The organism is Pseudomonas oleovorans subsp. oleovorans (assembly GCF_002197815.1).
In the GTDB taxonomy this organism is placed as follows: Bacteria; Pseudomonadota; Gammaproteobacteria; order Pseudomonadales; family Pseudomonadaceae; genus Aquipseudomonas; species Aquipseudomonas oleovorans.
The window spans coordinates 15,227-42,144 of record NZ_NIUB01000011.1 but is presented as its reverse complement, the minus strand read 5'-3'; the positions used below and the strand labels follow the sequence as shown (position 1 = coordinate 42,144).

At 65.2% G+C, this 26,918-nt stretch carries 23 protein-coding genes; 13 read left to right on the top strand and 10 right to left on the bottom strand.

Annotated elements, in window-relative coordinates:
- Window positions 1-114 precede the first annotated feature (114 nt).
- The 4 genes from PSOLE_RS08580 (at window position 115) to PSOLE_RS08565 (ending at window position 4,724) form a co-directional block, all read left to right on the top strand.
- A complete protein-coding gene (locus tag PSOLE_RS08580) occupies window positions 115-1,485 on the top strand; it encodes a M16 family metallopeptidase (protein WP_074855371.1) in 1,371 nt (456 codons plus the stop codon).
- Window positions 1,482-2,942, top strand: coding sequence for a M16 family metallopeptidase (locus PSOLE_RS08575; RefSeq protein ID WP_074855370.1), 1,461 nt, complete (start codon window positions 1,482-1,484; stop codon window positions 2,940-2,942). The genes PSOLE_RS08580 and PSOLE_RS08575 overlap by 4 nt, the downstream gene beginning before the upstream one ends.
- Window positions 2,942-3,544: a 16S rRNA (guanine(966)-N(2))-methyltransferase RsmD gene (gene rsmD / locus PSOLE_RS08570; RefSeq protein WP_074855369.1), complete on the top strand. Its 603-nt coding sequence runs from the start codon at window positions 2,942-2,944 to the stop codon at window positions 3,542-3,544. Before PSOLE_RS08575 ends, rsmD begins: the two co-directional genes overlap by 1 nt.
- Before the next feature lie 196 nt (window positions 3,545-3,740).
- Window positions 3,741-4,724 carry a hydrolase gene (locus tag PSOLE_RS08565; protein WP_074855368.1) on the top strand — a complete coding sequence of 328 codons (984 nt, stop codon included), beginning with the start codon at window positions 3,741-3,743 and terminating at the stop codon, window positions 4,722-4,724.
- Here PSOLE_RS08565 and PSOLE_RS08560 read toward each other — a convergent pair.
- From PSOLE_RS08560 to PSOLE_RS08540, 5 genes are all read right to left on the bottom strand, one after another.
- Window positions 4,721-5,755, bottom strand: coding sequence for an HlyD family efflux transporter periplasmic adaptor subunit (locus PSOLE_RS08560; protein WP_088339308.1), 1,035 nt, complete (start codon window positions 5,753-5,755; stop codon window positions 4,721-4,723). The two genes, PSOLE_RS08565 and PSOLE_RS08560, sit on opposite strands and share 4 nt — an antisense overlap.
- Window positions 5,756-5,762: 7 nt before the next feature.
- The gene (locus PSOLE_RS24925; RefSeq protein WP_074855366.1) at window positions 5,763-7,829 is read right to left on the bottom strand and encodes a TolC family protein; all 2,067 of its coding nucleotides are present in this window, start codon (window positions 7,827-7,829) and stop codon (window positions 5,763-5,765) included.
- A 1-nt stretch (window position 7,830) separates the two neighbouring features.
- On the bottom strand, window positions 7,831-9,159 hold the full coding sequence (locus tag PSOLE_RS08550) for a glycosyltransferase family 2 protein (protein WP_074855365.1): 1,329 nt from the start codon (window positions 9,157-9,159) through the stop codon (window positions 7,831-7,833).
- A gap of 13 nt (window positions 9,160-9,172) precedes the next feature.
- The gene (locus PSOLE_RS08545) at window positions 9,173-10,567 is read right to left on the bottom strand and encodes a TackOD1 domain-containing metal-binding protein (protein ID WP_074855364.1); all 1,395 of its coding nucleotides are present in this window, start codon (window positions 10,565-10,567) and stop codon (window positions 9,173-9,175) included.
- A 145-nt stretch (window positions 10,568-10,712) separates the two neighbouring features.
- Window positions 10,713-11,375: a TetR/AcrR family transcriptional regulator gene (locus tag PSOLE_RS08540; RefSeq protein WP_074855363.1), complete on the bottom strand. Its 663-nt coding sequence runs from the start codon at window positions 11,373-11,375 to the stop codon at window positions 10,713-10,715.
- Between the two features lie 143 nt (window positions 11,376-11,518).
- Here PSOLE_RS08540 and PSOLE_RS08535 point away from each other — a divergent pair, with 143 nt between their 5' ends.
- The 6 genes from PSOLE_RS08535 to ggt all read left to right on the top strand — a co-directional run bounded on the left by PSOLE_RS08535 (window position 11,519) and on the right by ggt (window position 18,031).
- Complete coding sequence (locus tag PSOLE_RS08535) at window positions 11,519-12,949, top strand: coniferyl aldehyde dehydrogenase (protein ID WP_074855362.1); 1,431 nt, start codon at window positions 11,519-11,521, stop codon at window positions 12,947-12,949.
- 41 nt (window positions 12,950-12,990) lie between these two features.
- Entirely contained in the window at window positions 12,991-13,536 is a 546-nt protein-coding gene (locus PSOLE_RS08530; RefSeq protein ID WP_074855361.1) for a twin-arginine translocation pathway signal protein, read from the top strand.
- A 91-nt stretch (window positions 13,537-13,627) separates the two neighbouring features.
- Entirely contained in the window at window positions 13,628-15,226 is a 1,599-nt protein-coding gene (locus PSOLE_RS08525; RefSeq protein WP_074855360.1) for a GMC family oxidoreductase, read from the top strand.
- A gap of 104 nt (window positions 15,227-15,330) precedes the next feature.
- Entirely contained in the window at window positions 15,331-15,813 is a 483-nt protein-coding gene (gene coaD, locus PSOLE_RS08520) for a pantetheine-phosphate adenylyltransferase (protein ID WP_003464016.1), read from the top strand.
- A 197-nt stretch (window positions 15,814-16,010) separates the two neighbouring features.
- The gene (locus PSOLE_RS08515) at window positions 16,011-16,262 is read left to right on the top strand and encodes a YfhL family 4Fe-4S dicluster ferredoxin (protein WP_003464019.1); all 252 of its coding nucleotides are present in this window, start codon (window positions 16,011-16,013) and stop codon (window positions 16,260-16,262) included.
- A 110-nt stretch (window positions 16,263-16,372) separates the two neighbouring features.
- A complete protein-coding gene (gene ggt / locus PSOLE_RS08510) occupies window positions 16,373-18,031 on the top strand; it encodes a gamma-glutamyltransferase (RefSeq protein WP_074855359.1) in 1,659 nt (552 codons plus the stop codon).
- A gap of 95 nt (window positions 18,032-18,126) precedes the next feature.
- Here ggt and PSOLE_RS08505 read toward each other — a convergent pair whose 3' ends face one another.
- The 5 genes from PSOLE_RS08505 to PSOLE_RS08485 all read right to left on the bottom strand — a co-directional run bounded on the left by PSOLE_RS08505 (window position 18,127) and on the right by PSOLE_RS08485 (window position 22,965).
- The gene (locus PSOLE_RS08505; RefSeq protein ID WP_074855358.1) at window positions 18,127-19,962 is read right to left on the bottom strand and encodes a Na/Pi cotransporter family protein; all 1,836 of its coding nucleotides are present in this window, start codon (window positions 19,960-19,962) and stop codon (window positions 18,127-18,129) included.
- Window positions 19,963-20,064: 102 nt separating this feature from the next.
- Window positions 20,065-20,403 (bottom strand): multidrug transporter, encoded by a 339-nt coding sequence (locus PSOLE_RS08500; RefSeq protein ID WP_074855357.1) that lies wholly within the window; start codon window positions 20,401-20,403, stop codon window positions 20,065-20,067.
- 76 nt (window positions 20,404-20,479) lie between these two features.
- Complete coding sequence (locus PSOLE_RS08495; RefSeq protein WP_074855356.1) at window positions 20,480-21,058, bottom strand: lysophospholipid acyltransferase family protein; 579 nt, start codon at window positions 21,056-21,058, stop codon at window positions 20,480-20,482.
- Window positions 21,059-21,174: 116 nt separating this feature from the next.
- Window positions 21,175-21,987, bottom strand: coding sequence for a bifunctional DNA-formamidopyrimidine glycosylase/DNA-(apurinic or apyrimidinic site) lyase (gene mutM, locus PSOLE_RS08490; RefSeq protein WP_074855355.1), 813 nt, complete (start codon window positions 21,985-21,987; stop codon window positions 21,175-21,177).
- A 111-nt stretch (window positions 21,988-22,098) separates the two neighbouring features.
- Entirely contained in the window at window positions 22,099-22,965 is an 867-nt protein-coding gene (locus PSOLE_RS08485; RefSeq protein WP_074855354.1) for an HDOD domain-containing protein, read from the bottom strand.
- Between the two features lie 137 nt (window positions 22,966-23,102).
- Between PSOLE_RS08485 and PSOLE_RS08480 the strand changes: the two genes are divergently transcribed.
- The 3 genes from PSOLE_RS08480 to PSOLE_RS08470 all read left to right on the top strand — a co-directional run bounded on the left by PSOLE_RS08480 (window position 23,103) and on the right by PSOLE_RS08470 (window position 26,786).
- Entirely contained in the window at window positions 23,103-24,302 is a 1,200-nt protein-coding gene (locus tag PSOLE_RS08480) for a class I SAM-dependent rRNA methyltransferase (protein WP_074855353.1), read from the top strand.
- Window positions 24,303-24,571: 269 nt separating this feature from the next.
- A complete protein-coding gene (locus tag PSOLE_RS08475; protein ID WP_074855352.1) occupies window positions 24,572-25,690 on the top strand; it encodes an ABC transporter ATP-binding protein in 1,119 nt (372 codons plus the stop codon).
- Between the two features lie 22 nt (window positions 25,691-25,712).
- Window positions 25,713-26,786: an ABC transporter substrate-binding protein gene (locus tag PSOLE_RS08470; protein WP_074855351.1), complete on the top strand. Its 1,074-nt coding sequence runs from the start codon at window positions 25,713-25,715 to the stop codon at window positions 26,784-26,786.
- Window positions 26,787-26,918 lie beyond the last annotated feature (132 nt).

The window sequence follows — 26,918 nt, the reverse complement described above, 5'->3', positions numbered from 1 at the left end:
ATCGCTTGTTCCGATATCCCAAGGGCGGTGCTTCGTAGTATGGATGGAGTATCCTGACACCCTCTTGTCAACGGCGGTTAGACCGCCTCGGCCATCCAAACAGGACGACACCCGATGATTGTCACTGCACGCCGCACCCTCGGCCTGATTCTGGGAGTGTTTTGTTGCCTGCCGCTGGCGGCGTTCGCTGCTGCGCCGCAGCCCACTCATGAATTTACACTCGACAATGGCCTCAAGGTCATCGTTCGCGAGGATCACCGCGCCCCCGTGGTGGTCAGCCAGCTTTGGTACAAGGTCGGCTCCAGCTACGAGACGCCCGGTTCCACCGGCCTCTCTCACGCACTGGAACACATGATGTTCAAGGGCAGCGGCAAGCTCGGCCCCGGCGAAGCCTCGCGCATCCTGCGGGAGCTGGGCGCCGAGGAAAACGCCTTTACCAGCGACGACTACACCGCCTATTACCAGGTGCTGGCCAGCGACCGTCTGGGCGTGGCGCTGGAGCTGGAAGCCGACCGCCTGGCCAGCCTGAAGCTGCCAGCCGACGAGTTCGCCAAGGAAATCGAAGTCATCAAGGAAGAACGCCGCCTGCGCACCGACGACCGCCCGTCTTCGCTGGCCTACGAGCGCTTCAAGGCCATGGCTTACCCGGCCAGCGGTTACAGCATCCCCACCATCGGCTGGATGGCCGACCTCGAGCGCATGCATATCGATGACCTGCGTGCCTGGCACCAGAAGTGGTACGCACCGAACAACGCCACCCTGGTGGTGGTCGGTGACGTCAGCGTGGATGAGGTCAAGACCCAGGTGCAGCGCTACTTCGGCGACATTCCGCGCGGTGACGTGCCGACCGCCAAACTGCCGCTGGAGCTGGCCGCGCCGGGCGAACGCCGCACCACGCTGCACCTCAAGACGCAGTTGCCGAGCCTGCTCATGGGCTTCAACGTACCGGGTCTGGCCACCGCCGAAACGCCGCGCCAGGTCTATGCCCTGCGCCTGGCCGCCGCCCTGCTCGACGGCGGCTACAGCGCACGCCTGTCCACCCGCCTGGAACGCGGCGAAGAACTCGTCTCGGGCGCCAGCGCCTGGTACAACGCCTTCACCCGTGGCGACAGCCTGTTCATCGTCTCGGCCACGCCCAACGTACAGAAGGGCAAGACCCTGGAGCAGGCCGAGGCCGGCCTGTGGCGCGAACTGGAAGAACTGAAGAAAGCCCCGCCGTCCGCCGCCGAACTGGCCCGCGTACGTGCCCAGGTGATCGCCGGCCTGGTATTCGAGCGCGATTCGATCACCAGCCAGGCCACCAGCATCGGCCAACTGGAAACCGTCGGCCTGTCCTGGCAACTGATCGACCAGGAGCTGGCCGAGCTGGAGGCCGTCACCCCGGCCGACATCCAGCAGGCCGCACGCACCTTCTTCGTCCGCGAGCGCCTGAGCGTCGCCAACGTACTGCCCGAAGAGTCCCGCAATAAGGAGTCCCGCCCATGAAGACTGAGCACCGCCGCCTGGGCCTGCTCGGCCTGATCCTGTCCAGCGCCCTGGCACTGGGCGCCTGCGCCAACCTGTCCGACAGCACCGTGACTGGCGATGCCGCCAAGCTGCAGTCGCTGGCCGCACTCGACGGCAAGGCGCCAACCCGCCGCACCCTGGATATCCAGACCTGGCAGACCGCGCAAGGCGCCAAGGTGCTGTTCGTCGAAGCACATGAGCTACCGATGTTCGACCTGCGCCTGACCTTCGCCGCCGGCAGCAGTCAGGACGGCGGCGTGCCAGGCCTGGCCACCCTGACCAACGCCATGCTCAACGAAGGCGTACCGGGCAAGGACGTCGGCGCCATCGCCGCCGGCTTCGAGGGGCTCGGTGCCGAGTTCGGCAACGGCGCCTACCGCGACATGGCGGTGGCCAGCCTGCGCAGCCTGAGCGCGCAGGAGCAGCGCGAACCGGCACTAGCCCTGTTCGCTGAGGTGCTGGGCAAGCCCACCTTCCCCGCCGACTCGCTGGCACGGATCAAGAACCAGTTGCTGGCCGGCTTCGAGCTCCAGAAGCAGAACCCGGGCAAACTGGCCAGCCTCGAATTGTTCGAGCGCCTGTACGGTCAGCACCCCTACGCTCACCCGAGCGAAGGCACGGCGCAATCGATCCCGGCCATCACCCGCCAGCAGCTGCAGGCTTTCCATGCCCGTGCCTATGCCGCCGGCAATGCGGTGATCGCGCTGGTTGGCGATCTGTCGCGCGCCGAGGCCGAGGCCATCGCCGACCAGGTATCCGCCGCCCTGCCGCCAGGCCCGGCGCTGGCCAAGATCGCCCAGCCGCAGACGCCCAAGCCCGGCGCCAGCCATATCGAGTACCCGTCCAACCAGACCCACCTGATGATCGCCCAGCTCGGCATCGATAGGCGCGACCCGGACTATACCGCGCTGTACCTGGGCAACCAGATTTTCGGCGGCGGCGGTTTCGGCACTCGCCTGATGAGCGAAGTGCGCGAGAAGCGTGGCCTGACCTACGGCGTCTACTCCGGTTTCAGCGCCATGCAGGCACGCGGCCCGTTCATGATCAACCTGCAGACCCGAGCGGACTTGAGCGAAGGCACCCTGGCGCTGGTCAAGCAACTGCTCGCCGACTACCTGCGTGACGGCCCTACCCAGCAGGAACTGGACAACGCCAAGCGTGAGCTGGCCGGCAGCTTCCCGCTGTCCACCGCGAGCAACGCTGCCATCGTCGGCCAACTGGCCTCGATGGGTTTCTACGACCTGCCACTGAGCTATCTGGACGACTTCATGCGTGACGTGCAGAACCTCACGACCGATCAAGTGAAAGCGGCAATGGCCAAACACCTCGACCCCGAGGCGCTGGTGGTGGTCACTGCCGGCCCGACGGTGCCGCAAAAAGAGCTCCCGCCGCCCACCGAGCGCCCGGCCGAACTGCCCAGCGCGGTGCCGCACTGATGCGTGGTCGCACACAGCCAAAACCGGCCGCCAAGGCTCACGGCGGCCAGGGTCAGTTGCGCATCATCGGCGGGCAGTGGCGTTCGCGGCGCTTTGCTTTCCCCGACGGGCCAGGCCTGCGCCCGACCCCGGATCGGGTGCGTGAGACGCTGTTCAACTGGCTGGCGCCCTATGTCGAGGGCGCTTATGTGCTCGACCCCTTCGCCGGCAGCGGCGCACTGCTGCTCGAAGCGCTGTCGCGTGGTGCTGCCAGCGGTCTGGCCTGCGACCTCAACCCGGCCTCGGTGAGCGCCTTGCGCGGCCACCTGGCGACGCTGCAATGCAGCACGGGCGAGATTCATCTGGGCGATGCCCTGCAACTGTTGGCGCGTCCGGCGCCGCGCCGCTTCGATATCGTTCTGCTCGACCCGCCGTTCCACAAGAACCTGCTGCAGGACGCCTGCAACCTGCTGGAAGCGCAGGGCTGGCTGAGCGACGACGCCTGGGTCTATACCGAAAGCGAAACCGCGCCCTCGACGCTGGGTCTGCCCGGCAACTGGCGCCTGCACCGCGAAAAACACACCGGTCAGGTGCATTATGCGCTTTGGCAGAGGAGTGCGTAGGGCGGACTCAGGAGCGCCAGCGAACAGTCCGCCTGGATCATGCCAGAGCTTGCCACCTCCCTGCCCTGGCACCGGCGTCACGATAGATTCCGCGACGGCGTACTGTTTCGCGACGACTGCATGGATGCAGGAGGTAAAACGACGCAGGAAGCCAAAGCCGAGTACGCCCTACACCAGAATAACGACCGGCCACCCGATGAACACTGACTTTCGCCCCGCCTGGTGGCTCCCCGGCCCGCATCTGCAGACGCTGTGGAACCCCTTCTGTCGCAAGCCGCCGCAACTGGAACGGCAGCGCGAGCGGCTGTGGCTGGACGATGGCGATTTTCTCGACCTCGACTGGTACGGCCCGCATGACACCCATGCGCCGCTGGTGCTGGTGCTGCACGGCCTGACCGGCAGTTCCAACTCGCTCTACGTGCTGGGGCTGCAACAGGCGCTGGCCGCGCGCGGCTGGGCCAGCGTGGCGCTGAACTGGCGCGGCTGCTCCGGCGAGCCCAACCTGTTGCCGCGTGGCTATCACTCCGGCGCCAGCGAGGATCTGGCATCGGCCGTGGCCCACCTGCGCGCGCAACGGCCGATGGCGCCGCTGTACGCGGTGGGCTACTCGCTGGGCGGCAACGTGCTGCTCAAGTACCTGGGCGAGTCGGGCGAGGCCTCGGGCTTGCAGGCTGCGGTGGCGGTATCGGTGCCGTTTCGCCTGGACCACTGCGCCGAGCGCATCGACCGCGGTTTCTCCAAGGTCTACCAGGCGCATTTCATGCGCGCGCTGGTCGCCTATGTGCGCGACAAGCAGCAGCGCTTCACTGACGAAGGCCATCATGAGCGCCTGGCAGCGCTGCAGCAGCTGGGTCCGCTGGAGGGCATGCGCACCTTCTGGGATTTCGATGCACGCTTCACCGCGCCGCTGCACGGCTATGCCGACGCCGAGGACTACTACCGGCGCGCCTCCAGCCGTTACTACCTCGGGCAGATCCGCACGCGCACGCTGATCATCCAGTCCAGCGACGACCCCTTCGTCTTCCCGCACAGCGTGCCGCAGGCCCACGAGCTGTCTTCCAGCACCCTGCTGGAACTGCACGGACGCGGCGGCCATGTCGGCTTTATCGGCGGCTCACCGCGGCGACCGGAGTTCTACCTGGAGCGGCGCATTCCTGCCTGGCTCGCCGGCGGGCGTTAGTCGGCCCAGGCCTCGAGCCAGGGCCAGCGATGCGGGAAATGCGCGGTCAGCGCCAGGTGATGGATACGCCAGTACGCGGGAAGCGGCGCGTCCAGTCGGGCCACCACCTTCAGGCTGCGGGTTGGCGGACTGAAGGCCGGACGCAGTTCCTGCGGCACCGGCACGGCGTCGTCGACGGCCCGCTCCACCCGCGCCCCCAGCCAGCTTCCGTCAGGCAGGGGCAGGCGCAGCGCCTGCCCCTGCAACGCATAGCGAGTGTGCCGCGCGTTCAGGTAGATCAGCACCTGCGGCTCATCCTCAGCGTTCAGGCTCAGCAGTGGCGTACCGGGACCGACGTTCTCGCCTTCGGCCACCAGCAGCTCGCTGACCACGCCGGCGGCCGGTGCCGCCAGGGCCAGACCCTCCAGGCGCGCCTGCAGCCAGGCGCGCTCGATCAGGCGCTGCTGCTGGGCAGCATCCGGCGCCACCACGACCGCCTGCTGGCGCTCGAACTGCAGCAGGTCGCGTTGGCGACGGTCACGCTCGTCACGCGCCACCTGCACCTCGCCACGGGTGGCGGCGCCGGCGGCCTGCAGGGCGGAGAGCTGGGCCAGGCGCTGCTCGGCGCTGGCCAGCAGGCGCAGCAGGGTGTCACGCTCGCGACCGCTCAGCGCAGCGCTGTCCGGTGTGGCGACCGGCGCCTCCGGTTCGGCCAGCAAGGCCAGGCGCGCGCGCCACTCCGGGTTGTCCAGCCGCACCAGCACCTGGCCCGCCTCCACCCGCTCGCCCGGACGCACCAGGATCTGCTGCACCTGGGCCGGCTCACGGGCGCGCAGCTCAGTGTTCGCCAGCACCAGCTGGGCTGGCGCCTCCACCAGCAACGCGCCGAGCAACCAGCTGCCCAGCAACCACAGCAGGGGGCTGAGCACCGCCAGCAGGATCAGGTACCAGCGCAGCTTGAAGGCCAGGCGCTTGCCTGGCGCATAGAGCACCTGCAGCCCCTGGTCCTGGGTGGGTTGTTGTTCCTTCGAACTGCTGAAACGGATCTTCATGAAAGACTCAGTGGGGGTAATAGGACCAATCCTGCCAGTCGATACCGGTGACACCCACCGGTTGCAGGCGCGTGCGCCAGCGTTCGACTTGCTGCTGCAGCTGGCGGCTCGGCACGCCGGCCCAGCTTTCCGTCGCCGGCAGCTGCGGCTCGACGCTCTGTGCCAGACGGAAGTTCAGCGCCGGCCAGCGCTGGGCGATCTGCTCGGCCAGCTCGGCGCTGCGCTCAGCATTGCGCGTGTAGATCATCAGGCTGACCTGCTGTACGCCGCGCTGCGGCAGGGCGCAGGGCACGCAAGTCTGCCCCGGCTGCGGCTCAGCGAACCAGCGGTGGTGGCTGGACAGCTCCAGCGGCCAGGGGTTGAGACTGGCCACTGCGGCCAGGGTATCGAGCCAGTCCTGCAGGCGGCTGTCCGGCACCGGCCAGCCCAGCTGCTCGACTTCCAGATCCAGGTGCAGGGCATCGAACGGCAGGCCCTGTAGCTGACCGAGCAGATTCAACAGCCCCTGGCGACCGGCCGGTTCCAGCCAGGCCGGGTCGCCCAGCAGCAGCCCCACCTCTAGCCCCTGGCCGTGGGCCTCGTCGAGGCTGTCCTGCAGGCGCTGGCGCAAGGTCGGGATATCCGCCACCTGGGCACCGGACAGGCCAAGGTAGATCCGCTGCATGCCGGCGCGGCGCAGGTCGCGCAGCTCGCCGCGACGACTGGAGGCCTGCAGCAGGCGCCGGCTGTCCCAGACATACACCCCCTGGCGCCACTCGCCGGCACTGGTACTGGTGGCCGTCAGGCTCCAGTGTTCCTGACCCTCGCCGAGCAGCGCGACCAGACCGGCATCGTCCTCGACAAACAGGCGCAGCGCCGCCTCGCGCAGCCAGGCCGCATGCCAGGCAGCGATCAGCCGCAGGCCTGCACCGTAGCGGCCCAGCTCGGCAGCCAGCTCGCTCTGTAGCCCATTCTCCAGTTCGGCATCGCGGCGCAGGCCCTGTTCGTGGCGCACCTGCTCGGCGACAGCCAGCTCCTCACGCGCCGCACTCAGCTCGTCGATGGCCGCACGCTGGGCGCGCAGGGCCTGCCCCAGGCCGAGCAGCAGTTGCTCGCGCTCGACCTCCAGGCGCTGCAGCGCAGCCTGGTGTCGGGCTTCACCTTCGCGGTCACGGGCGTTGCCGTAGTTGAGCAGGTCGAATGGTGCACTCAGGCTGATACTGGCCACCAGGCCATCGCCCGGCTTGTCCGCACCGCTGCGGTCTTCATAGCTCTGCGCCAGGCTGAAGCTGGAATCCACCCCGGCATACCAGGGCGACTGGCGATTGCGTTCGGCATGGCGCAGCTCATCCTGGCGCTCGCGCAGGCGCGGATGAGCCTCCAGCGCCTGCTTCCAGGCTGCCAGCGGACGCACCTGCGGCGACAGTGGCTCAGCCACAGCCTGCTGCTGCGCGGCGATGGACTGCCCGGCCAGGCCGGAGAGTGTCGCGCGCGTCCCGTCGAGCAGCTCCGGCGTGCGCTGGCAGCGGCGCTCCAGGCTCTGCCACTGGGCCTGCTGCAGGCGCGCCTCGGAAGCCAGCAGCCAGCCTTCGTGCTGGCGCCGCTGTAGCCGTGCACGGGCCTCGCTGGCGGCGGGCAGCAAGGCCGCACACCAGCGCTGCTCCTGCTCGGCGCGCCACCAGTCGGCGTAGGCGCTGCGCAGGGCCAGGCGCTGCTCGGCACGGCGCAGCAGATCGCGGGCGTGCTGGCGCTGCTGTTCCAGCTCCACCGCCTCAACCGCCTGCACCTGGCGCCGCAGGCTGCCGAGCAGAGGATGGCGCAGCCCCAGGGCCATGTCGCGGCCGTAGTAATCATCGCGCACCTCTTCGGTGACCAGCTCGCGATAGTGGCCGGTACCGGCCGAGGCGAACCACTGCCAGCCAGCTTCGGCTTCGCGCTGGCTGCGCTGCGCCGCCAGCACGTCCTGCTCGGCCTGCCCAACGCGCGCCACGGCGCTGCCGTCGAGATCGTCCAGCAGGATGGCCAGCGGCAGCGGCTCGGCATGCAACGGCAGAACGGCCAGCAACAGACCGATCAGGGAAAGTGAACGCACCATCTCAGAACCTCTTGGCCTTCTTCAGCACCCACCAGGGTGCCATGCTGGACTCCTCGTGACCGCGGCGCAGCGCCTCGTTGAGCATCGCCACGGCGCTCCAGCAGCGCATCACCAGCATGAACAGAGGGAACAGAAACACGATAGGCAACAATCGCAGGTCCTGGCGCGGCCGCTCGGAGACCATGGCCAGCATGGCCAGGTACATCAGCAGCGTCATCAGCAGGTAGACCAGGTACACCAGCAGGCCCAACACCAGGAAGCTCACCCAGGGGATGGTGAGCGCGCCGACCACCAGATAGCCGAAGATGATGAACGGCAGCACCAGCTGAAAGAAGAAGCCGCTGATCAGGATCATGAGGAAATTCGGCCAGCCGAGCAGACGCGGGTTGAAGCTGTGGCGGTGCTTGCGGATGTAGAGGAAATACAGGTCACCGTCCCAGCGCAGGCGCTGCATGAGGAACTGCCGAAAGGTGGTCGGCGCGTCGGTATGGCCGATGGCACAGGGCTCGAAGGGAATACGCAGGGGCTGGCGGCCGAAGTAGTTTTTGATCCGCAGGGTGATGTCGAGGTCCTCGGCGGTGTGTGTGTCCCAGCCGCCGATCTTGTCGAGGAAACTGCGGCGGAACGCACCGAAGGCCCCGGAAACGTTGTTCACCAGGTTCCACTCGCTGAGGCCGATCTTCGCCATGTGGATCGACAGCAGGTATTCCAGCGCCTGCATGGCGGTGGTCAGCGAGGCCTTCCAGTTGCGCACCCGCAGGCTGCCGGCCACGGCCGGCACGTTGGGGTCGGCGAAGTGGCGGACGATGTTGACTACCATGTCGTTGTCGAAGGAGGTGTCGCCGTCCAGGGACATGACGATCTCGCCGGTGCAGTGGGCCAGGCCGGCATTGAGCGAGGACACCCGGCCGCCGCGCTGCCACTTGGCGATCGGCCGCAGCAGCCGGCGCGGGTAGAGCACGCGGTCGAGGCGAAAATCGCGCACCGCCTGCATGGTTGTCTTGTTCACCGCGGCGCCGTCGACCACCGGGATCATCTCGATGTCGCCCAGGTAGGTCTGCTCGCACAGGCTGCGCAGGGTGGTCTGCACGTCCAGCCCTTCGCTGTAGCAGGTAATGATGCAGGACACCCGCGGCCGGTAAGCGTTGTCGGGCGGCAGCTCGTAGGGCTTGCGCAGGAACCAGCGCAGCACGCCGAGCAGCACCAGCAGGTTGAGCGGCACCTCCAGCAGCAACAGCGCCGGGAACACGGTGACGAAGAGGCTGGCCAGGCCGCCATTGCGGCGCGCTTCCTCGACAATCCCCAGTGCTTGCTCGATTACCGCTTCCACAGCGTCTCCCGCGTCAGGCCAGCAGGCCGCCCAGGCGGGCGAGGAGCAGTGCGGCGTCTTCCTGGTCGACCAGTTCCTCGGGGGCGACGAAGCCGACCTGGCGCATCTCGATATGGGTGTCGGCATCGTTGGCCAGGCGTTCGGCGCCCTTGGCCAGGCGTTTCTTCACCACCTCGAGGCCGGCCGCGTCGGTGTGCGGCATCAGCAGCCACAGCACTTCCTCACTCAGCCGGCAGCAGCGGTCGGTCTCGCGCACGGCCTCCTGCAGGCGCTCAACCAGGCCGTCGATCAGCGCATGACCGCGCATTTCGCCGAGTCGCTCAAGGGCCTCCAGGAGGTTGACGAAGCGCACGCCAAGCAGGGCGAAGGGTGGCCTCTTGTGCCGACGCACCAACTGCAGCTGCCACTCCAGCAGCTCATGGAAGCTGCGCCGCGACATTAGGTTGAGGCGACCGAACTGGTCATTGTCCGCCGGGCTGGTATTGAAGCCCTGGCGACAGCGCAGGCGTCCGGCCTCGGCCAAACGGAAGTGACGCACCTCGCGCACACGCAACTTGTCCGGAGCGTGACGCTCGCCACAGTCCAGGCAGCGCGCTTCCACGGCGGCATCGACGAAGAACGCCTGGCAACTGCGGCAACGGTAGTTTTCCAGCGGCCGGTCGTAGTCGCTGCCGATATGGCGCAGGCGGCTCAGACAGTTGGGACAGAGCAGCAGGCCGTCCTTGAGGAAATGCTCCTGGGCGCCGACGTGGCCGCAGGTGAAGCAGTGCAGCGAAGGCTGACGGGAGATGTCCAGGGCCTGACACTCGGGGCAGACGTCGACATAGTTGAGCCGGCCGGAGCCGCAGTCGGTGCACAGGCGCAGGCGGTCGAGCAGCACGCCTTCTTCCAGCCAGCCCTGCTGCGTCATCAACTGCAGCCAGGAGAAGTCGCTGATCGTCTCCCCGTCGCTAAGGGCCTCCAGCAGCGGGTAGCGGTAGTGCTGGGCCACGCCGGCATCGCGCACCGCATGCACGTCACCGCGCGAGCGCAGCCACAGCCAGGCCAGCACGCGCGCCTCGAAGCGCTCCGGCGCGGCGCCACGGTTGAACAGGTTGAAGCGCTCCTGCCACAGGCGCCAAAGGGGCGTAATGGCGCCGAGATCAGCGGGCGGGCGACCGTCGCCAAGGGCCTCGCACCAGGCATCCTGGTCCTGGCAGCAGTAGATCAGGGCGAAGCGGTACTGCTGGTCGAGACGCAGGCTGCGCAGCAGCTGGCCGGCAGAGACACCGGGCAGGTCGATCAGCAGCACATCGTAGACGGGCGCGGCCAGCAGGCCATTCAGGTCGGCGAAACGGTCCGGCTCCAACCCATGAAAACGGGAAAAGGCAGCGCCCAGGACTGCGACTCGGGGCGTATTGGTCGGCATCGGTGCAACTCGGAAATCGACACTAGGCAGCAGAATGCCACCATTTAGTTAGGCAAATTTAACATACTGTCGAATTAATGACGCCACTTTCAGACGAAGCGTTCAAGTCTTGACAGAGTCGACACAAAGTTGATGCACCTCTGCGTCACTTCACCACCGCGCTCATCGGCACATGTAGGCGTTGCAGCAGCGCCTGCACCGCCGGGCGCGCCGAGTCGGTAACGTAGCCGCCCTCCAGCGCCAGGATCTGGTACACGCCGCGGCGCATCAGCTCCTCGCTGAGGTCGCCGGGGTTGCTGCGCACGGTGCACAGGAAGCGCACCCAAGAGGTCAGAATGATCCAGCTGTTGAGTACCAGCGCCTCGATCTGCTGGTCGTTCATCGCCAGGATGTCGGCGGCGGCAAAGCCGCGGTAGATCTCGGCGGCGGCCTGCATGCAGCGCGCGGCAAACGCGCGATAGCGCTCGGCCAGCTGCACGTCGGTTTCCAGCAGGTGCTCCAGGTCGCGATGGAGGAAACGGTAGTGCCACATCGCCGCCAGCAGGGCTTCTAGGTAGAAAGTCTTGTCCGCCACCGTCAGCGCGCGCCCCTCGGGGCGGCGCAGGAAGGCGTCGACGCGGCTTTCGTACTGGGCGAACAGCTCGGCGATGATCGCCTGCTTGTTGCGGAAGTGGTAATACAGATTGCCCGGCGACATCCCCAGGTGGGCGGCGATGTGATTGGTGGTGACGCTGCGTTCGCCCTGGGCATTGAACAGCTCCAGGCTGGCTTCGACGATGCGGTCGCGGGTCTTGTTCTTCGGGGCCATGGTTCGGCTCGGCGCACGGAAAGGGCTAAAAGTACAGGGAAGCGCCCGATCTGACGACCGGCGCAGGCCTCGATTGACAGTTTAGAGCAATTACTCTAAAAGTCATTCCACTCCATTCCGCCGCTCCCCGAGAGGACGCCACCATGGTCGCCGACGTTGCCTATCTCCAACAAAACCAACAACAGATAGAGGCCCTGGAGCCGCTGCTGGCCGCCCAGCGCGCCGCCTACCGCGCCAACCCGATGCCCTCCGCCGAGCAGCGCCGCGCCTGGCTCAAGGCACTACGCGGGCTGATCCTGGAAAACCGCCAGGCGCTGATCGACGCCGTTTCCCGCGATTTCAGCAACCGCTCGGCCGACGAAACCCTGCTGGCCGAACTGATGCCCAGCCTGCATGGCATCCATTACGCGAGCAAACGCATCAAGAAATGGATGAAACCCTCGCGGCGCAGCGTCGGCCTGCAATTCATGCCGGCGTCGGCCAAGGTCATCTACCAGCCGCTGGGCGTGGTCGGCATCATCGTGCCGTGGAACTACCCGCTGTTCCTCGCCATCGGCCCGCTGACCGGCGCACTGGCCGCCGGCAACCGGGTGATGATCAAGATGAGCGAGTCCACCCCGGCCACCTCGCAACTGGTCAAGGATCTGCTGGCGCGCATCTTTCCCGAGGATCTGGTCAGCGTCGCCCTGGGTGAAGCGGAAGTCGGCATGGCCTTCTCCAAGCTGCCGTTCGACCACCTGCTGTTCACTGGCGCCACCAGCATCGGCAAGCATGTGATGCGCGCCGCCGCCGAAAATCTCACGCCGGTGACCCTGGAGCTGGGCGGCAAGTCGCCGGCCATCGTTTCCGCCGACGTGCCGCTGGAGCACGCCGCAGAGCGCATCGCCTTCGGTAAGACCCTCAACGCCGGGCAGACCTGCGTGGCGCCGGACTATGTGCTGGTGCCGAGGGATCGGGTGGAGGGCTTCGTCGCCGCCTACCGCGACGTCGTGCAGCGCTTCTACCCGCAGCTCAAGGACAACCCCGACTACACCGCGATCATCAACGAGCGCCAGCTGGCGCGCCTCAACGGCTATCTGCAGGACGCCCAGGCCAAGGGCGCGCGTATCGTCCCTATCTACCCCGAGACCCAGGGCCGGCGCCTGCCGCAGAGCCTGGTGCTGGACGTCAGCGACGACATGAAGCTGATGCAGGACGAGATCTTCGGTCCGCTGCTGCCCGTGGTGCCCTACGACCGTATCGAAGACGCCTTCGCCTACGTCAACGCGCGGCCACGGCCGCTGGCGCTGTACTACTTCGGCTACGACAAGCGCGAGCAGCAGCGCGTGCTGCACGAGACCCATTCCGGCGGCGTGTGCCTGAACGACACCCTGCTGCACGTGGCCCAGGACGACATGCCGTTCGGCGGCATCGGCCCCTCCGGCATGGGCCATTACCACGGTCACGAAGGCTTCCTGACCTTCAGCAAGGCCAAGGGCGTGTTTATCAAGCAGCGCTTCAACGCCGCGCGGCTGATCTACCCGCCCTATGGCAAGGCGATCCAGAAGCTGGTCTACAAGTTGTTCGTACGCTGATCCACACGGGCAAGGCCCGTTTACATCTGGTGATAACAATAATGAACGACACCACACTCGAAGCGCCGCACCTATCGCGGCGCAACCTGCTCAAGGTCGGTCTGCTGGGCACCGCGCTGCTCGGCACCGCAGGGCTGACTGCCACCCTCAGCGGCTGCTCGGCCAGTACGCCGGCCAGCGGCTACCTGATCCTGCGCAGCAGCGATATGCCCTTTCTGCGCGCGCTGATCCCGGTGATGCTCGACGGCGCCGTGACCGCGCAGCAGATGCCGCAGGCCATCGACGGCACGCTGAAGAGCCTCGACACCAGCCTGGCACACCTGTCGCCGGAGATGCGGAGGCTCACCGTGCAGCTGTTCGACGTACTCACCCTGCCCATCACCCGCGGCCCGCTGACCGGGGTGTGGGGCAGGTGGGACAAGGCCAGTGGCGACGACGTGCGGCAGTTCCTCACCCGCTGGCAGAACAGCAGCCTGAGCCTGCTACGCATGGGCCACGCCTCGCTGTTGCAGCTGGTGATGATGGCCTGGTACAGCCGCCAGGAAGCCTGGGCGCATTGCGGCTATCCGGGGCCACCTACGGTCTAGTTGTAGGAGCCGGCTTGCCGGCGATTGCTGGATCGCCGGCAAGCCGGCTCCTACCAGGGCTGCGCTGTCCATAACAACAAGAGAATTCGAAATGCCCGTACCCGATTTATTCAAGCAAGGCCTGGCCCGCGGCTGGAAGACCCATGACGGTTCGCGTCTGGAAAACGACCTGACCCTGGAAGTCGATGTCGCCATCGTCGGCAGCGGCGCCGGTGGTGGCACCACCGCGGAAATCCTCAGCGCGGCGGGTTACAAGGTGCTGCTGATCGAGGAAGGCCCACTCAAGACCAGCGACGACTTCAAGATGCAGGAAGCCGACGCCTACCCGACCCTCTATCAGGAAGGCATCGGCCGCATGAGCAAGGACGGCGCGATCACCATCCTCCAGGGCCGCGCGGTCGGTGGCACCACCCTGATCAACTGGACCAGCAGCTTCCGCACGCCGCCACAGACCCTGGCGCATTGGGCCGAGGTCCACGGCGTGAAGGGCCATGACGTCGAGTCCATGGCGCCCTGGTTCGAGCAGATGGAACAGCGCCTGGGCGTGGCGCCCTGGGCGGTGCCACCGAATGCCAACAACGAGGTGCTGCGCAGCGGCTGCGACACGCTCGGCTATCACTGGGCGCCGATCCCGCGCAACGTGCGCGGCTGCTGGAACCTCGGTTATTGCGGCATGGGCTGCCCGACCAACGCCAAGCAGTCGATGCTGGTCACCACCATCCCCGCCACCCTCGACGCCGGCGGCGAGCTGCTCTACCTGGCACGCGCCGACAAGCTGCTGATCGAAGGCGACCAGGTGGTCGGCATCGACTGCCTGGGCATGGACGAACGCTGCGTAGCGCCCAACGGCAAGCGCATCCGGGTCAAGGCGCGGCATTACGTGCTGGCCGGCGGCGGCATCAACACGCCCGGTATCCTGCTGCGTTCCAATGTGCCCGACCCACACCAGCGCGTCGGCCGGCGCACCTACCTGCACCTGGCGAACTTCTCCGCGGCGCAGTTCGAGCAGGTCATCAACCCCTTTTACGGTGCGCCGCAGTCGGTCTACTCGGATCATTTTCAGTGGGACGACGGCACCGGTGGGCGCCTCTCCTACAAACTTGAAGTGCCGCCGCTGCAACCGGCGCTGACCGCCACTCTGCTCGGCGACTTTGGTCGCGAGAATGCCCTGCGCATGGCGCAACTGCCGCACACCAACGTGATGCTCGCCCTGCTGCGCGACGGTTTCCACGAAGACAGCGCCGAAGGGCGCGTCGAGCTGCGGGGCGATGGCAGCCCGGTGCTCGACTACCAGATGACCGACTACACCTGGGATGGCGTGCGCCGCGCCTACCTGACCATGGCGGAAATCCAGTTCGCCGCCGGTGCCAAGGCGGTGATGCCGACCCATGCCGATGCGCGTTACGTCGGCAGTTGGAAGGAGGCCCGGGACATGATCGAGAACCTCGACCTGGCGCTGTACCGCACCCGCCTGGGCAGTGCTCACGTGATGGGCGGCTGCGCCATGGGCGAGGATGCACAGCAGGCAGTGGTCGACAGCCTGGGCCGGCACCATCACCTGGCCAACCTGTCGATCCACGACGGTTCGCTATTTCCCACCAGCATCGGCGCCAACCCCCAACTGTCGATCTACGGCCTGACCGCCAAGCTTGCGACGCTGCTGGCCGAGCGGCTGAAAAGCCCGAGCTAGACGCTACTGCCCTGGCATGGGAGAACGCAACGCAGGCCGTGGCTTGGCCGCTGGCATGCGCTGCGCTACCATCCGACTCCTTTTCGACCCGCCAGGACGTCCCGATGAATCGAGTGTTATACCCCGGCACCTTCGACCCCATCACCAAGGGCCACGGTGATCTGGTCGAACGCGCCGCGCGCCTGTTCGATCACGTTATCATCGCCGTCGCCGCCAGCCCCAAGAAGAACCCTCTGTTTTCCCTGGAGCAACGCGTCGAGCTGGCCCGCGAGGTGACCAAGCACCTGCCCAACGTCGAAGTGATGGGTTTTTCGTCGCTGCTGGCGCACTTCGTCAAGGAGCAGAACGCCAATGTTTTCCTGCGCGGCCTGCGCGCGGTGTCGGACTTCGAATATGAATTCCAGCTGGCCAACATGAACCGTCAACTGGCGCCGGACGTGGAAAGCCTGTTCCTCACGCCATCGGAAAAGTATTCCTTCATCTCCTCGACCCTGGTGCGCGAGATCGCAGCCCTGGGCGGCGATATCACCAAGTTCGTGCACCCTGCCGTGGCCGACGCGCTGAACGAGCGTTTTCGCAAAAGCTAAGCAAGATCGACTTTTAGCAGGAGCCCCACCCCGGGGCGAAGCTTGTCTGGCGAAACTCAGATTCGCGGCGCGGCGCCGCTCCTACAGTGAGCGGTGCCTAACTGTCCAGCCTCATGGCACAAGCCGCACCAATCCGGCACAATTGCGCCATTGTTGTCTGCCAGTGTCGAAGCCTGCGCCTCGACAGGAGTTGCCCCATGTCCCTGATCATCACCGACGATTGCATCAACTGCGACGTCTGCGAACCCGAGTGCCCCAACGGCGCCATTTCCCAGGGTGAGGAGATCTACGTGATCGACCCCAACCTGTGCACCGAGTGCGTTGGCCACTACGATGAGCCGCAATGCCAGCAGGTGTGCCCGGTGGACTGCATCCCGCTCGACGAGAACAATGTCGAGAGCAAGGATGAGCTGATGCACAAATACCGCATCATCACCGGCAAGGCCTGATTCTCCCCGGGAGGCCGCCGGTCTCCCGTTTCCTCCGCGCCCATTGTGCCCCCTCGCCCGAGCGAGGCTGTTAAGCTTCCAGCCTCCTTCAGCCGCCTCAGGTAGATCGCATGTTGCGCAAACTCCTGCTATCAACCTTGCTGCTCGGCGCCAGCCTGCTGGCCCATGCCGCCCCGCAGCAACCCGCCATTGCCACCGCTCACCCCGCCGCCACAGCCGCTGCGCAGCAGATGCTCGACGCCGGCGGCAATGCCTTCGACGCCGCCGTCGCCGCCAGTGCTGCCCTGGCAGTGGTCGAACCCTACGGCTCAGGCCTTGGCGGCGGCGGCTTCTTCCTGCTGCGTACTGCCGGCGATACGCCAGGCTATGACTTCCTCGATGCGCGCGAACGCGCACCGCTGGAAGCCAAACCGAATCTGTATGTCCGCGATGGCAAGGTGCAGCGCGAGTTGTCGCTCAACGGCGCACTGGCTGCCGCCATTCCAGGGCTGCCAGCAGCATTGGTCGAGCTGGCGGAGAAGCACGGCCGTCTGCCGCTGAAAACCAGCCTGGCACCGGCAATCCACCTGGCCAACGAGGGCTTCGCGGTGGACCGTGTCTACCGCGAGCGTGCGACCTGGCGCCTGGCAGCGCTGCGTGACGATGCCGAAAGCGCCAAGCTCTTTCTTGACCGGGGCGAAATCCCCGCCGAGGGCCATCTACTGCGTCAGACGGATCTGGCTGCCACCCTGCAGGCGTTGGCCGAACATGGCCGGGAGGGTTTCTATAACGGCCCGATAGCCGAGCGCCTGATCAAAGGCGTGCGCCATGCCGGCGGTATCTGGACCGAGGATGACCTGCATGAGTACCGTATTGCCCGCCGTGCGCCGCTACATTTCTCCCTGGAAGATGGCCGCGAGCTGATCAGCGCACCGCCGCCCTCGGCGGGCGGTATAGCCCTGGCGCAGAGCCTGGCGATTCTCGAACAACTGCCCTGGCGCGACGCCGAGCCCGTACAGCGCGTGCACTATGTGGTCGAAGCCCTGCGCCGCGCCTACCGTGACCGGGGCCTGCTCGGCGACCCGGACTTCGTCAAGAATCCGGTCGAGCAACTGCTTTCGCCTGGGCATCTGGCTGTACTGGCCGGCAGCATCGACCCCGAGCGCGCCACACCCAGCGCCAGCCTGCCGCCGGCCGGCACCTGGCACGAGGGCGACCACACCACCCACTTTGCCGTGCTCGATGCCGAAGGCAATGCTGTCGCTGCAACGCTGTCGATCAACCTGCCCTTTGGCGCCGCCTTCACCGTACCCGGCACCGGTGTACTGCTCAACGACGAGATGGACGACTTCGCCGCCGACGTGCAGGGCGCCAACGCCTACGGCCTGACCGGCAGCCAGGCCAATGCGATTGCCGGAGGCAAGCGGCCGCTGTCGTCGATGAGCCCCAGCTTTATCGAGAGCAGCGACGAGTTCGCTGCCTTCGGCACGCCGGGCGGCAGCCGTATCCCCAGCATGGTGCTGCTGTCGATGCTCGAGTACCTGGACGATCAGCCCATCGAGCGCTGGCCAGCCGTGGCACGCTATCACCACCAGTTCCTGCCCGACGTGATCGAGCACGAGCCGGACACCTTCAGCGATGAGCAGATCGCCGAGCTGCAACGGCGTGGCCATGAACTCAAGCGCCTGGATCGGCATTACGGTAATCAGCAGGTGCTGTTCTGGGACAAGGTCAGCGGCGAAGTGAAGGCCGCGAGCGATCCTCGCGGGATTGGCACAGCGACGCCTTGAAGCGCAGCGCCCGAATGTGACCGTGGCCCGGATGCAATCCGGGGAAACTGCACAACCGCTCCCGGATTTCATCCGGCTACGGGCTACGCCTTGTGTCAGGAGAGCCTGATCAGGCTCTCCTGCTCCTCACCGAACTTGCGCAATTCGCGGAACAGCGCCTGCTCGTTGCTCAGCATCAGCACGTTGCGCAGGCTCTGGAAAATACGGCTGACATAACCCAGGTCGTTCATCAGCGAGCTGGTCTGCAGGCCATCCAGACGGCCGTCGCGTACCTCGGCGAACAGGCGCTGACGAAACCTCGCATCGAAGCTCGCCGCCTGCTCATCCAACCAACGCAGGCGTGACTGCCACATTTCGTCAGGCATGTCCGAGCGTGCCAACTCACGCACCTCGTGCAGGGTGGTGAGCAAATGGCGACGCAGCTCCACATAGGCATCACGCACCGCCGAGGGTGGTGCGTCCAGATAATGGCCAAGATTCTTCTGCAGGTGCTTGGCGTCCTTGACCGCATCCACCAGTTGCAGCGCCGCCAACTGGCAACTGACCCAGAACTGCTGATGCGCTTCGTCCATGGGCAGTTCCATGCGCCCCATGAAGCTCAGCAGATCGCCATACACACCCTTGATATGGAATTGATACAAGTGCTCCGCATCGAAGCCGCCCTGCGTGGGCTTGGCCTGCAGCAGTTGCTCATCCGCCCGTGCACGCGCCAACTGATCAACCGGCAGATAGAGTGCATGGCAGATCACCTCGAGGCTCAAGCGGCCAAGGTGCCCCAGCTCCTGCACCACCGCGCAGGAGGCGGCATCCACCGAATCCAACGCCCGTTCGTTGAGGTAGCGCGCTCGCGTTCGCTCGGGCTCGGCGACTTTCTCGCTCGCCAGTTCGGTGATCAGTACCTGTGGCTCGCTACGTTCCGGCAGCCAGCGGATCAACAACTGCGCCAGACGCCCCTGCAGCGGCCAGAACAGCGCAACGCCCATGGCATTGAACAGGGTGTGGAACATCGCCAGTTGGATCAGGCTGTTTTCGCCAAGCCCCAGCGGTTCGGCCAGCGCGTGCACCAGCCAGGTCAGCGGCTCGAGCAGGATGAATGCCAGCACGCCAGTGACCACGTTGAACAGCACATGGGCCAGGGCAAGGCGCTGCCCGCTGCGGTTGCCGCCCAGCGAGCCGACGAAGCCGGTGGTCACACTGCTGCCGATATTGGAGCCAATGGCAATGGCCAGACTCTGGCTCAACTCCAGCTGACCGCCAGCCAACGCTGCGAGAGTCAGCATCAGGGTCGCATGGCTGGATTGCAGCACCACGGTGATGGCCATGCCTATTGCGGTGAACAGCAGCGCGCCGCGTAGCCCGCCTTCCTGGTATGCACTCATGTCCAGACCATCGCCAAAGCTGGCGAAGCCTTCCTTGATCTGATCGATCCCCAGGAAGATGAAGGCAACGCCTAACACGATACGCCCGGCCGCCTTGCTCTTCGCCCCGAAGAAACCGGCCAGCACACCGAACACCAGCAATGGCAAGGCCAGCGGACTGAGGCTGAGGTTCTGTCCCGCCAGCGCCAGCAACCAGATACCGCTGGTGGCGCCGAGGTTGGCACCGAACAGAATGGCGATACCGCCGGCCAGCTGGATCAGGCCGGTACTGATAAAGGCGATGGTCAGCAGCGACACCAGGGTGCTGGACTGCAGCAACAGGGTGCCGCCGACGCCGAACAACAGGCTCTTGAAGGGCGTGGACGTACTGCGCCCGAGTATCTGCTCCAGCTTGCTGCCTGCCAGCTGACGCAGGCCGTCTTCCAGGCACTGCATGCCAAACAGGAAGATCGCCAGCCCGGCGCAGAGTTGCAGCCAGCCCTGGCTGAACCAGAACGAGGCGATCAGCCCCATTACCACCAGCAGCAATATCACCCAGCGCAGGTACTTCATCACTACCGCTTCTTCCTTTTCTCGGCGTTAAAACGTAAACGGCCCCTCGCCTCGATGAGGAGGAGAGAGGAGGAGAGAGGCCGCGACAAGCAGTGCAGCGAATCAGTCTTGCTTGTAGCCGCTGCTGGTGCAGCCCAGGCAGCGTACGAAGGCTTCTTTGCCCGGCGCTACCACGAGGGATTGCGCTGCCTCGCCGACGTTACCGCCCAGCGCGGTGAACGGCAGGCTGACGATGAAGGCTGCAGCACCGATCGCAGTGGCGCCGATCAGCAGGGGGCGGGCGATGACCAGATCACCAATCATGGCATAGCCCTTGGGCGCCTCGACGGTGTACAACGGATCACCGCTGGCGTTCTGCTGAACCACTTCCGCTTGCGCCGATAGCGCCAGCAGGCCAGAGGTCAGCGCCAGGACAGCGGCGGAAGTGCGGAGCGCTTTCATGGATCGATCCTTCAGATTATTCGGGAAAGTGCCAGTAACTATAACAGCGCATTGATAATTGTCAGCGTGACGGACGTCAATCGCCGTGAAAGGCATACTCCGGCTTTTTCGGCACGTAAGGACGAAAGAACGCCAGCATGGCTGCCAGGTCGGCTTGCTCGTCACCTGTTGGCAAAAAGGTCGGAGCGATCACCACCCGCCGATTCTGGTAATCCAGCGCGCCCAGCACTATGGGTACGCCCGCGCCCAGCGCAATATGGTAGAAGCCCATCTTCCAGCGCTCGACCTTCTTGCGCGTGCCTTCGGGCGACAGCCCCAGAATGAACTCGTCATGCTCGCGAAAGGCCTGAATGGCCTGTTCGACGGTGTTCAACTTGCGGTCCAGGCGAATCGCAATGCCGCCCCAACTGCGCATGAGGCCGCCGAAGGGCCAGCGAAAGATGCTGTGCTTGCCGAACCAGCGCGCGTTGAGGCGCAGCACGAACTTCAGCGCAATGAAGATCACGAAGGCCCAGTTGGACGTGTGGTGAGCGCCGATGGCGACGAACTTGTCGAGTTTGGGCAACTGCCCAACGATGCGCCAGCCCATGAGTTTCAGCACGCCGCGCCCCAGCCATTCGGCAGCTGGATTGCGCGGTAGATAGTTGCCGGACATCTAACACCTTCGTTTTTCTTATTTTTATGCCGTAGGGCGGGTGCAACCCGCCATTGAAATCCCGGCGGGTTTCACCCGCCCTACGACTCACCCATATCCAGCGGATCGTTATCTGCTCAGCGCTGGCACTTGGGACAGTAGACACTCGCCCGCTGGCCCAGCTTGACCTCACGTAGCGTGCTGCCGCAGACCTTGCAGAACTCGCCGCCGCGCCCGTAGGCGAACAGCTCCTGCTGGAAGTAGCCCGGCTGGCCATCGCCACCGACGAAGTCGCGCAAGGTGGTGCCGCCACGCTCGATGGCATGAGCGAGGATACGCTTGATCTCATCGGCCAGGCGCAGGTAGCGCGCCCGCGAAATCGAGCCGGCTTCGCGGCGCGGGTCGATACCGGCGGCGAACAGCGCTTCGCTGGCGTAGATATTGCCCACGCCGACGACCACGGCGTTATCCATGATGAAGGGCTTGACCGCCATGCTGCGCCCGCGCGACATCTGGAACAGACGCTCACCGTCGAACAACCCGCCCAACGGCTCAGGGCCGAGTTTGCTGAGCAATACGTGAGTCAGCGGGTCCTCACTCCACAGCAGTGCACCGAAACGCCGCGGATCGGTGTAACGCAGGGCAAGGCCGGACTCCAGCTCGATATCCACATGCTCATGCTTGGCCGCAGCCAGGCCACATTCGACCAGGCGCAGACTGCCGGACATGCCCAGATGACTGATCAGACTGCCGACTTCGGCCTTGATCAGCAGGTACTTGGCGCGGCGCTCGACGCACTCGATTCGCTGGCCGGACAGACGCACGTCCAGGTCTTCGGGGATGGGCCAGCGCAGACGGCGCTCACGCACGATCACGCGGCTGACGCGCTGACCCTCGAGATAGGGGGCGATACCGCGGCGGGTAGTTTCGACTTCGGGTAATTCAGGCATGGCAATACGACAGGAAAACGGCGGTGCGCCACCTTAGCAGGAGCTGCGCAGCAAGCGGTAGGGTAAGCCGCCTACCCGCTCAGTTGCCCGGCGGCGCAACCTCATGAAGACTCAGAGCACCGCCAGGTCACGGATGCTTTCGCGCAGGTTCTCGAAGTCATACTCCGACAACCCCAGATACTCGAGAATCGGCTGCGCGATGTGCTGCCACTCCATGTCGATGGCCTGCCCAGCCTGCACGCGATGCGTCTCGCAGATGTGCTCGGCCATCTTGAGAATGCCCAGCAGCGTCTTCAACTGAGCGTCACACCCCGAGTCATCGCTGAAGATCGCCAAGGCGTTGTGGTGGTTGGCAATGACCTCGCAGAGGTGCTCAGGCAGGCGCCAGGAGCGCGCGGTGAAATAGCCGACCACGGCATGATTGGTGGTCAGCAGGCGGTTCTCGGTATCGACCACACGCCGCTCATCACTGGCGCTGGCATAGGCCTCCTCCAGCACCTGCATGTAGTTGGGGAAGCGCTTGAGCATCAGCGGAATGCCGCAATCGTGGAACAGCCCCAGGCTGTAGGCTTCGTCAGGCGAGTGATAACCGAGGCGCTTGGCCAGGGTCAGGCAGGTCATTGCCACATCCTGGGCGCTGTCCCAGAAACGGTTCAGCACCAGGATCGCTTCGTCGGTCAGCTCACCTTTGATCGACTGCGCATTGATCAGGTTGATCACCGTGTTGCAGCCCATCAGATTGACCGCCTGCTGGATCGAAGCGATGCGGTTGGCCAGGCCGAAGTGTGGCGAGTTGACGATCTTCAGCAGCGCGCCGGACAGCCCCGGGTCCTGACTGATCAGCTTGGCGATGCTGCGCAGATCGGGGCTGGGCATGATCTGTTCCATCTGCAGATCGACCATGATCTGTGGTTGCGGCGGTACGCTGATCCCCTGCAGGACTTGCTGGATCTGTTCGGCGGTAAGTTCGTAGGTCATGAAAGAGGGATCGTGCAGGGTGAGAAGTAGCGCACAGTCTAGCCAAAGCACCGACCTGCTCGCAGCCGACTTTTGTAAACGCCGGCCCGGCGCGCAAACCGCTATAATCCCGCTCTTTCCCCGCGGAGCCCGAACTCATGTCTTCCCTGCCCAGTCTGCGCCTGAAAGCCAACGCCGACCGACGCCTGCGCGCCGGCCACCTGTGGGTCTACAGCAACGAGATCGATGTCGCTGCCACCCCGCTGCATGGTTTCGCTGCCGGCGACCAGGCCGTCCTGGAAGCGGCCGGCGGCAAGCCGCTGGGCATCGTCGCCATGAGTCCGAACAACCTGATCTGCGCCCGCCTGCTGTCGCGCGACGTCAAGCATGTGCTGGACAAGTCACTGCTGGTGCATCGCCTCAACGTCGCCCTGAGCCTGCGCGAGCGCCTGTTCGACCAGCCCTGCTACCGCCTGGTGTATGGCGACTCCGACCTGCTGCCGGGGCTGGTGGTCGACCGTTTCTTCGACATTCTGGTGGTCCAACTGGCTTCCGCCACTATGGAGGCGCGCAAGGATGACGTGCTCGCCGCGCTGATCCAGGTGTGCAAGCCCAGCGGCATCCTGTTCAAGAACGACTCCGCTGCGCGCGACGCCGAAGGCCTCGAGCGCTACGTCGACACCGCCTTCGGCGTGGTGCCGGAGTGGGTAGCGCTGGAAGAGAACGGCGTTAAGTTCGAAGCCCCGGTGATCGAAGGACAGAAGACCGGCTGGTTCTACGATCACCGCATGAACCGCGCGCGCCTGGCGCCCTACGTCAAAGGCAAGCGCGTACTCGACCTGTTCAGCTACATCGGCGGCTGGGGCGTGCAGGCCGCGGCGTTCGGCGCCAGCGAAGTGTTCTGCGTAGATGCCTCGGCCTTCGCCCTCGACGGCGTTGAGCGTAATGCCACGCTCAACGGTTTCACCGAGAAGGTCACCTGCGTCGAAGGTGATGTGTTCGCCGCGCTACGCGAGCTGAAATCCGCAGAAGAGCGCTTCGATGTGGTGATCGCCGATCCACCCGCCTTCATCAAGCGCAAGAAGGACATCAAGAACGGCGAGGCCGCCTACCGCCGCCTCAACGAAACCGCCATGCGCCTGCTGAACAAGGACGGCATCCTGGTCAGCGCCAGCTGCTCCATGCACCTGGAGGAAGACAACCTGCAGAACATCCTGCTGACCAGCGCGCGTCACCTGGACCGCAACATCCAGCTGCTCGAGCGCGGCGCCCAGGGCCCCGATCATCCGGTACACCCGGCCATCGCTGAAACTCGCTACATCAAGAGTCTCACCGTTCGCCTGCTGCCCAACAGCTGAGCAAGCTGCACCTGCCGAGTGCGTTTCGGCAGGTGCCTCTTCCCCCCTCTCGCTGTTACCTCCCCCCACACCCGCCTCGCATCTCGCCCAGCATCGACTAGGCTTGAACCTGCATAGCAGAGCGCTATCAGCCGGCCATCAGTCATCTGGCTTGCTTATTGCTTTTGGCTATCAACATAACGAACGTCCCCCACGAAGGGGGCGAATCGACTCAGAAGTTGGAGCCTTGGCCACGAGCTGACTCCATATTGCCGATAGCGGGGAGGACTATGACTGCGCAGGCTGGGAACGACGCGTTCCTGCGATTCACCAACGTCAAGAAGACCTACGATCACAAGACCCTGGTGGTCAAGGACTTCAACCTCAACGTGGCCAAGGGCGAATTCATCACCCTGCTCGGCCCCTCCGGCTCAGGCAAGACCACCTGCCTAATGATGCTCGCCGGCTTCGAGGACGTGACCAGCGGCGAGATCCTGATCAACGGCCGCAACGTCACCAGCATCGCCCCCTACGATCGCAACATCGGCATGGTCTTCCAGCAGTACGCGCTGTTCCCGCACATGACCATCCGCGAGAACCTGGCCTACCCGCTGAAGATCCGCAAACTACCCAAGGACGAGATTCGCACCAAGGTCGAGGAGTACCTCGCCCTGGTCGAACTGCAGGCCTTTGGCGGTCGCTACCCCGGCCAGCTCTCCGGTGGCCAGCGCCAGCGTGTGGCCCTGGCCCGCGCGCTGATCTTCGCCCCGGACATCGTGCTGATGGACGAGCCACTCGGCGCGCTGGACAAGAAACTGCGCGAACAGATGCAGTTCGAGATCAAGCGCCTGCACGAGCAGCTCGGCTTCACCGTGATCTACGTGACCCACGACCAGACCGAAGCCCTGACCATGAGCGACCGCATCGCCGTGTTCAACAACGGCGTGGTGCAGCAATGCGCGCCGCCCCACGTACTTTACGAGCGCCCGGCCAACATGTTCGTCGCCGACTTCATCGGTGAAAGCAACAAGCTGCCCGGCGTGATCGAGGCGGTCGAGGCTGATCGCGTCCAGGTGCGTCTCGACGATGGTGGCCTGGTCCGCACGCTGAAAGCCAATTGCACCGAAGTCGGCCAACCCACCACGGTGTCGGTACGCCCGGAAAAGCTCAACTTCACCGACCGCCTTGGCGGCGCCGGCAACCAGGTCAAGGCCCGCTTCGTCACCCGCCACTACGTCGGCGAATACATCCGCTACCACTTCGAAACCGCCAGCGGCAGCGAGCTGGTGGTGAAGAACCTGAACGACAGTTCAGCCCCGCAACTCAGCGCTCAGCAGGAAATCGCCCTCGCCTGGCTGCCGGAAGACAGCCAGGCGCTGGATCGATCGGAAGTCCCACCCCACAACTAGTAGAAGCACATGGAGCACAACAATGGCTAGATCACTGACTACCAGCGTTTCCACCTTCGCCCTGGTGGCGGCACTGGGACTCACCGCTGGCAACGCCACGGCCCAGGACAGCCTCACCGTAGTGTCCTGGGGCGGCGCCTATGGGGCGGCGCAGAAGAAGCACGTCATCGACCCGTACCAGGCAGAAACCGGGGTCAAGGTATTGTTCGAGGATTACTCGGGCGGCGTCGCCGAGATCAAGGCCCAGGTCGAATCCGGCAACATCCAGTGGGACGTGGTCGACTTCGAGGTGATCGACCTCGAACGCGCCTGCTCCGAAGGCTTGCTGGAAACCCTCGACCACAGCGTACTGCCGGCCGGCATCGACGGCACCCCGGCCGCACAGGACTTCATCCCCGAAGCCCTGGCCAGCGAATGCGCGGTGGGTAACATCGTCTGGTCGGTGGTATTCGCCTACAACCAGAACACCATCGGTGATACCAAGGCAGCCAGCATCGACGACTTCTTCGACACCGCCAAGATTCCCGGCAAGCGCGCCCTGCGCAAACGCCCGCAGGTGAACATGGAATGGGCACTGCTGGCCGATGGCGTGGCGCCCGATGAAGTGTACGACGTGCTGGCCACCCCCGAAGGCCAGCAACGCGCCTTCGACAAGCTGGACAGCATCAAGAAGGACATCGTCTGGTTCGACTCCTGGTCGCAGGCGCCACAACTGCTCAATGACGGCGGTGCGGTGCTGGTGCAATCGGCCAACGGCCGCTTCTACGACGCCATCGTGCAGGAGAAGAAACCCTTCGAAATCGTCTGGGACGGCCACGTCTACGACCTCGACGCCTGGGCCATCGTCAAAGGCTCGAAGAAGAAAGACCTAGCTATGGAATTCATCAAGTACGCCACCGGCTCCAAGCCGCTGGCCGGCATGCCGGACGTCGCCTACGGCCCGACCCGCAAGTCGTCCATGCCGCTGGCAGACCAGACTGCGACGCCGCACCTGCCGACCGCTCACCTGGATAAAGGCATCCAGGCTGGCTCCGAGTTCTGGGCTGACTATGGCGAGTCGTTGGGTGAGAAATTCAACGAGTGGTTGTTGAAGTAAAGGCCATCAGCTCCCCTCTCCCACTTGTGGGAGAGGGGTTGGGGGAGAGGGTGAATCTGTCACCCTCTCCCCAGCCCTCTCCCGTAAACGGGAGAGGGAGCTACTGATCGACACTTGCTGTGCGCCCTGTTT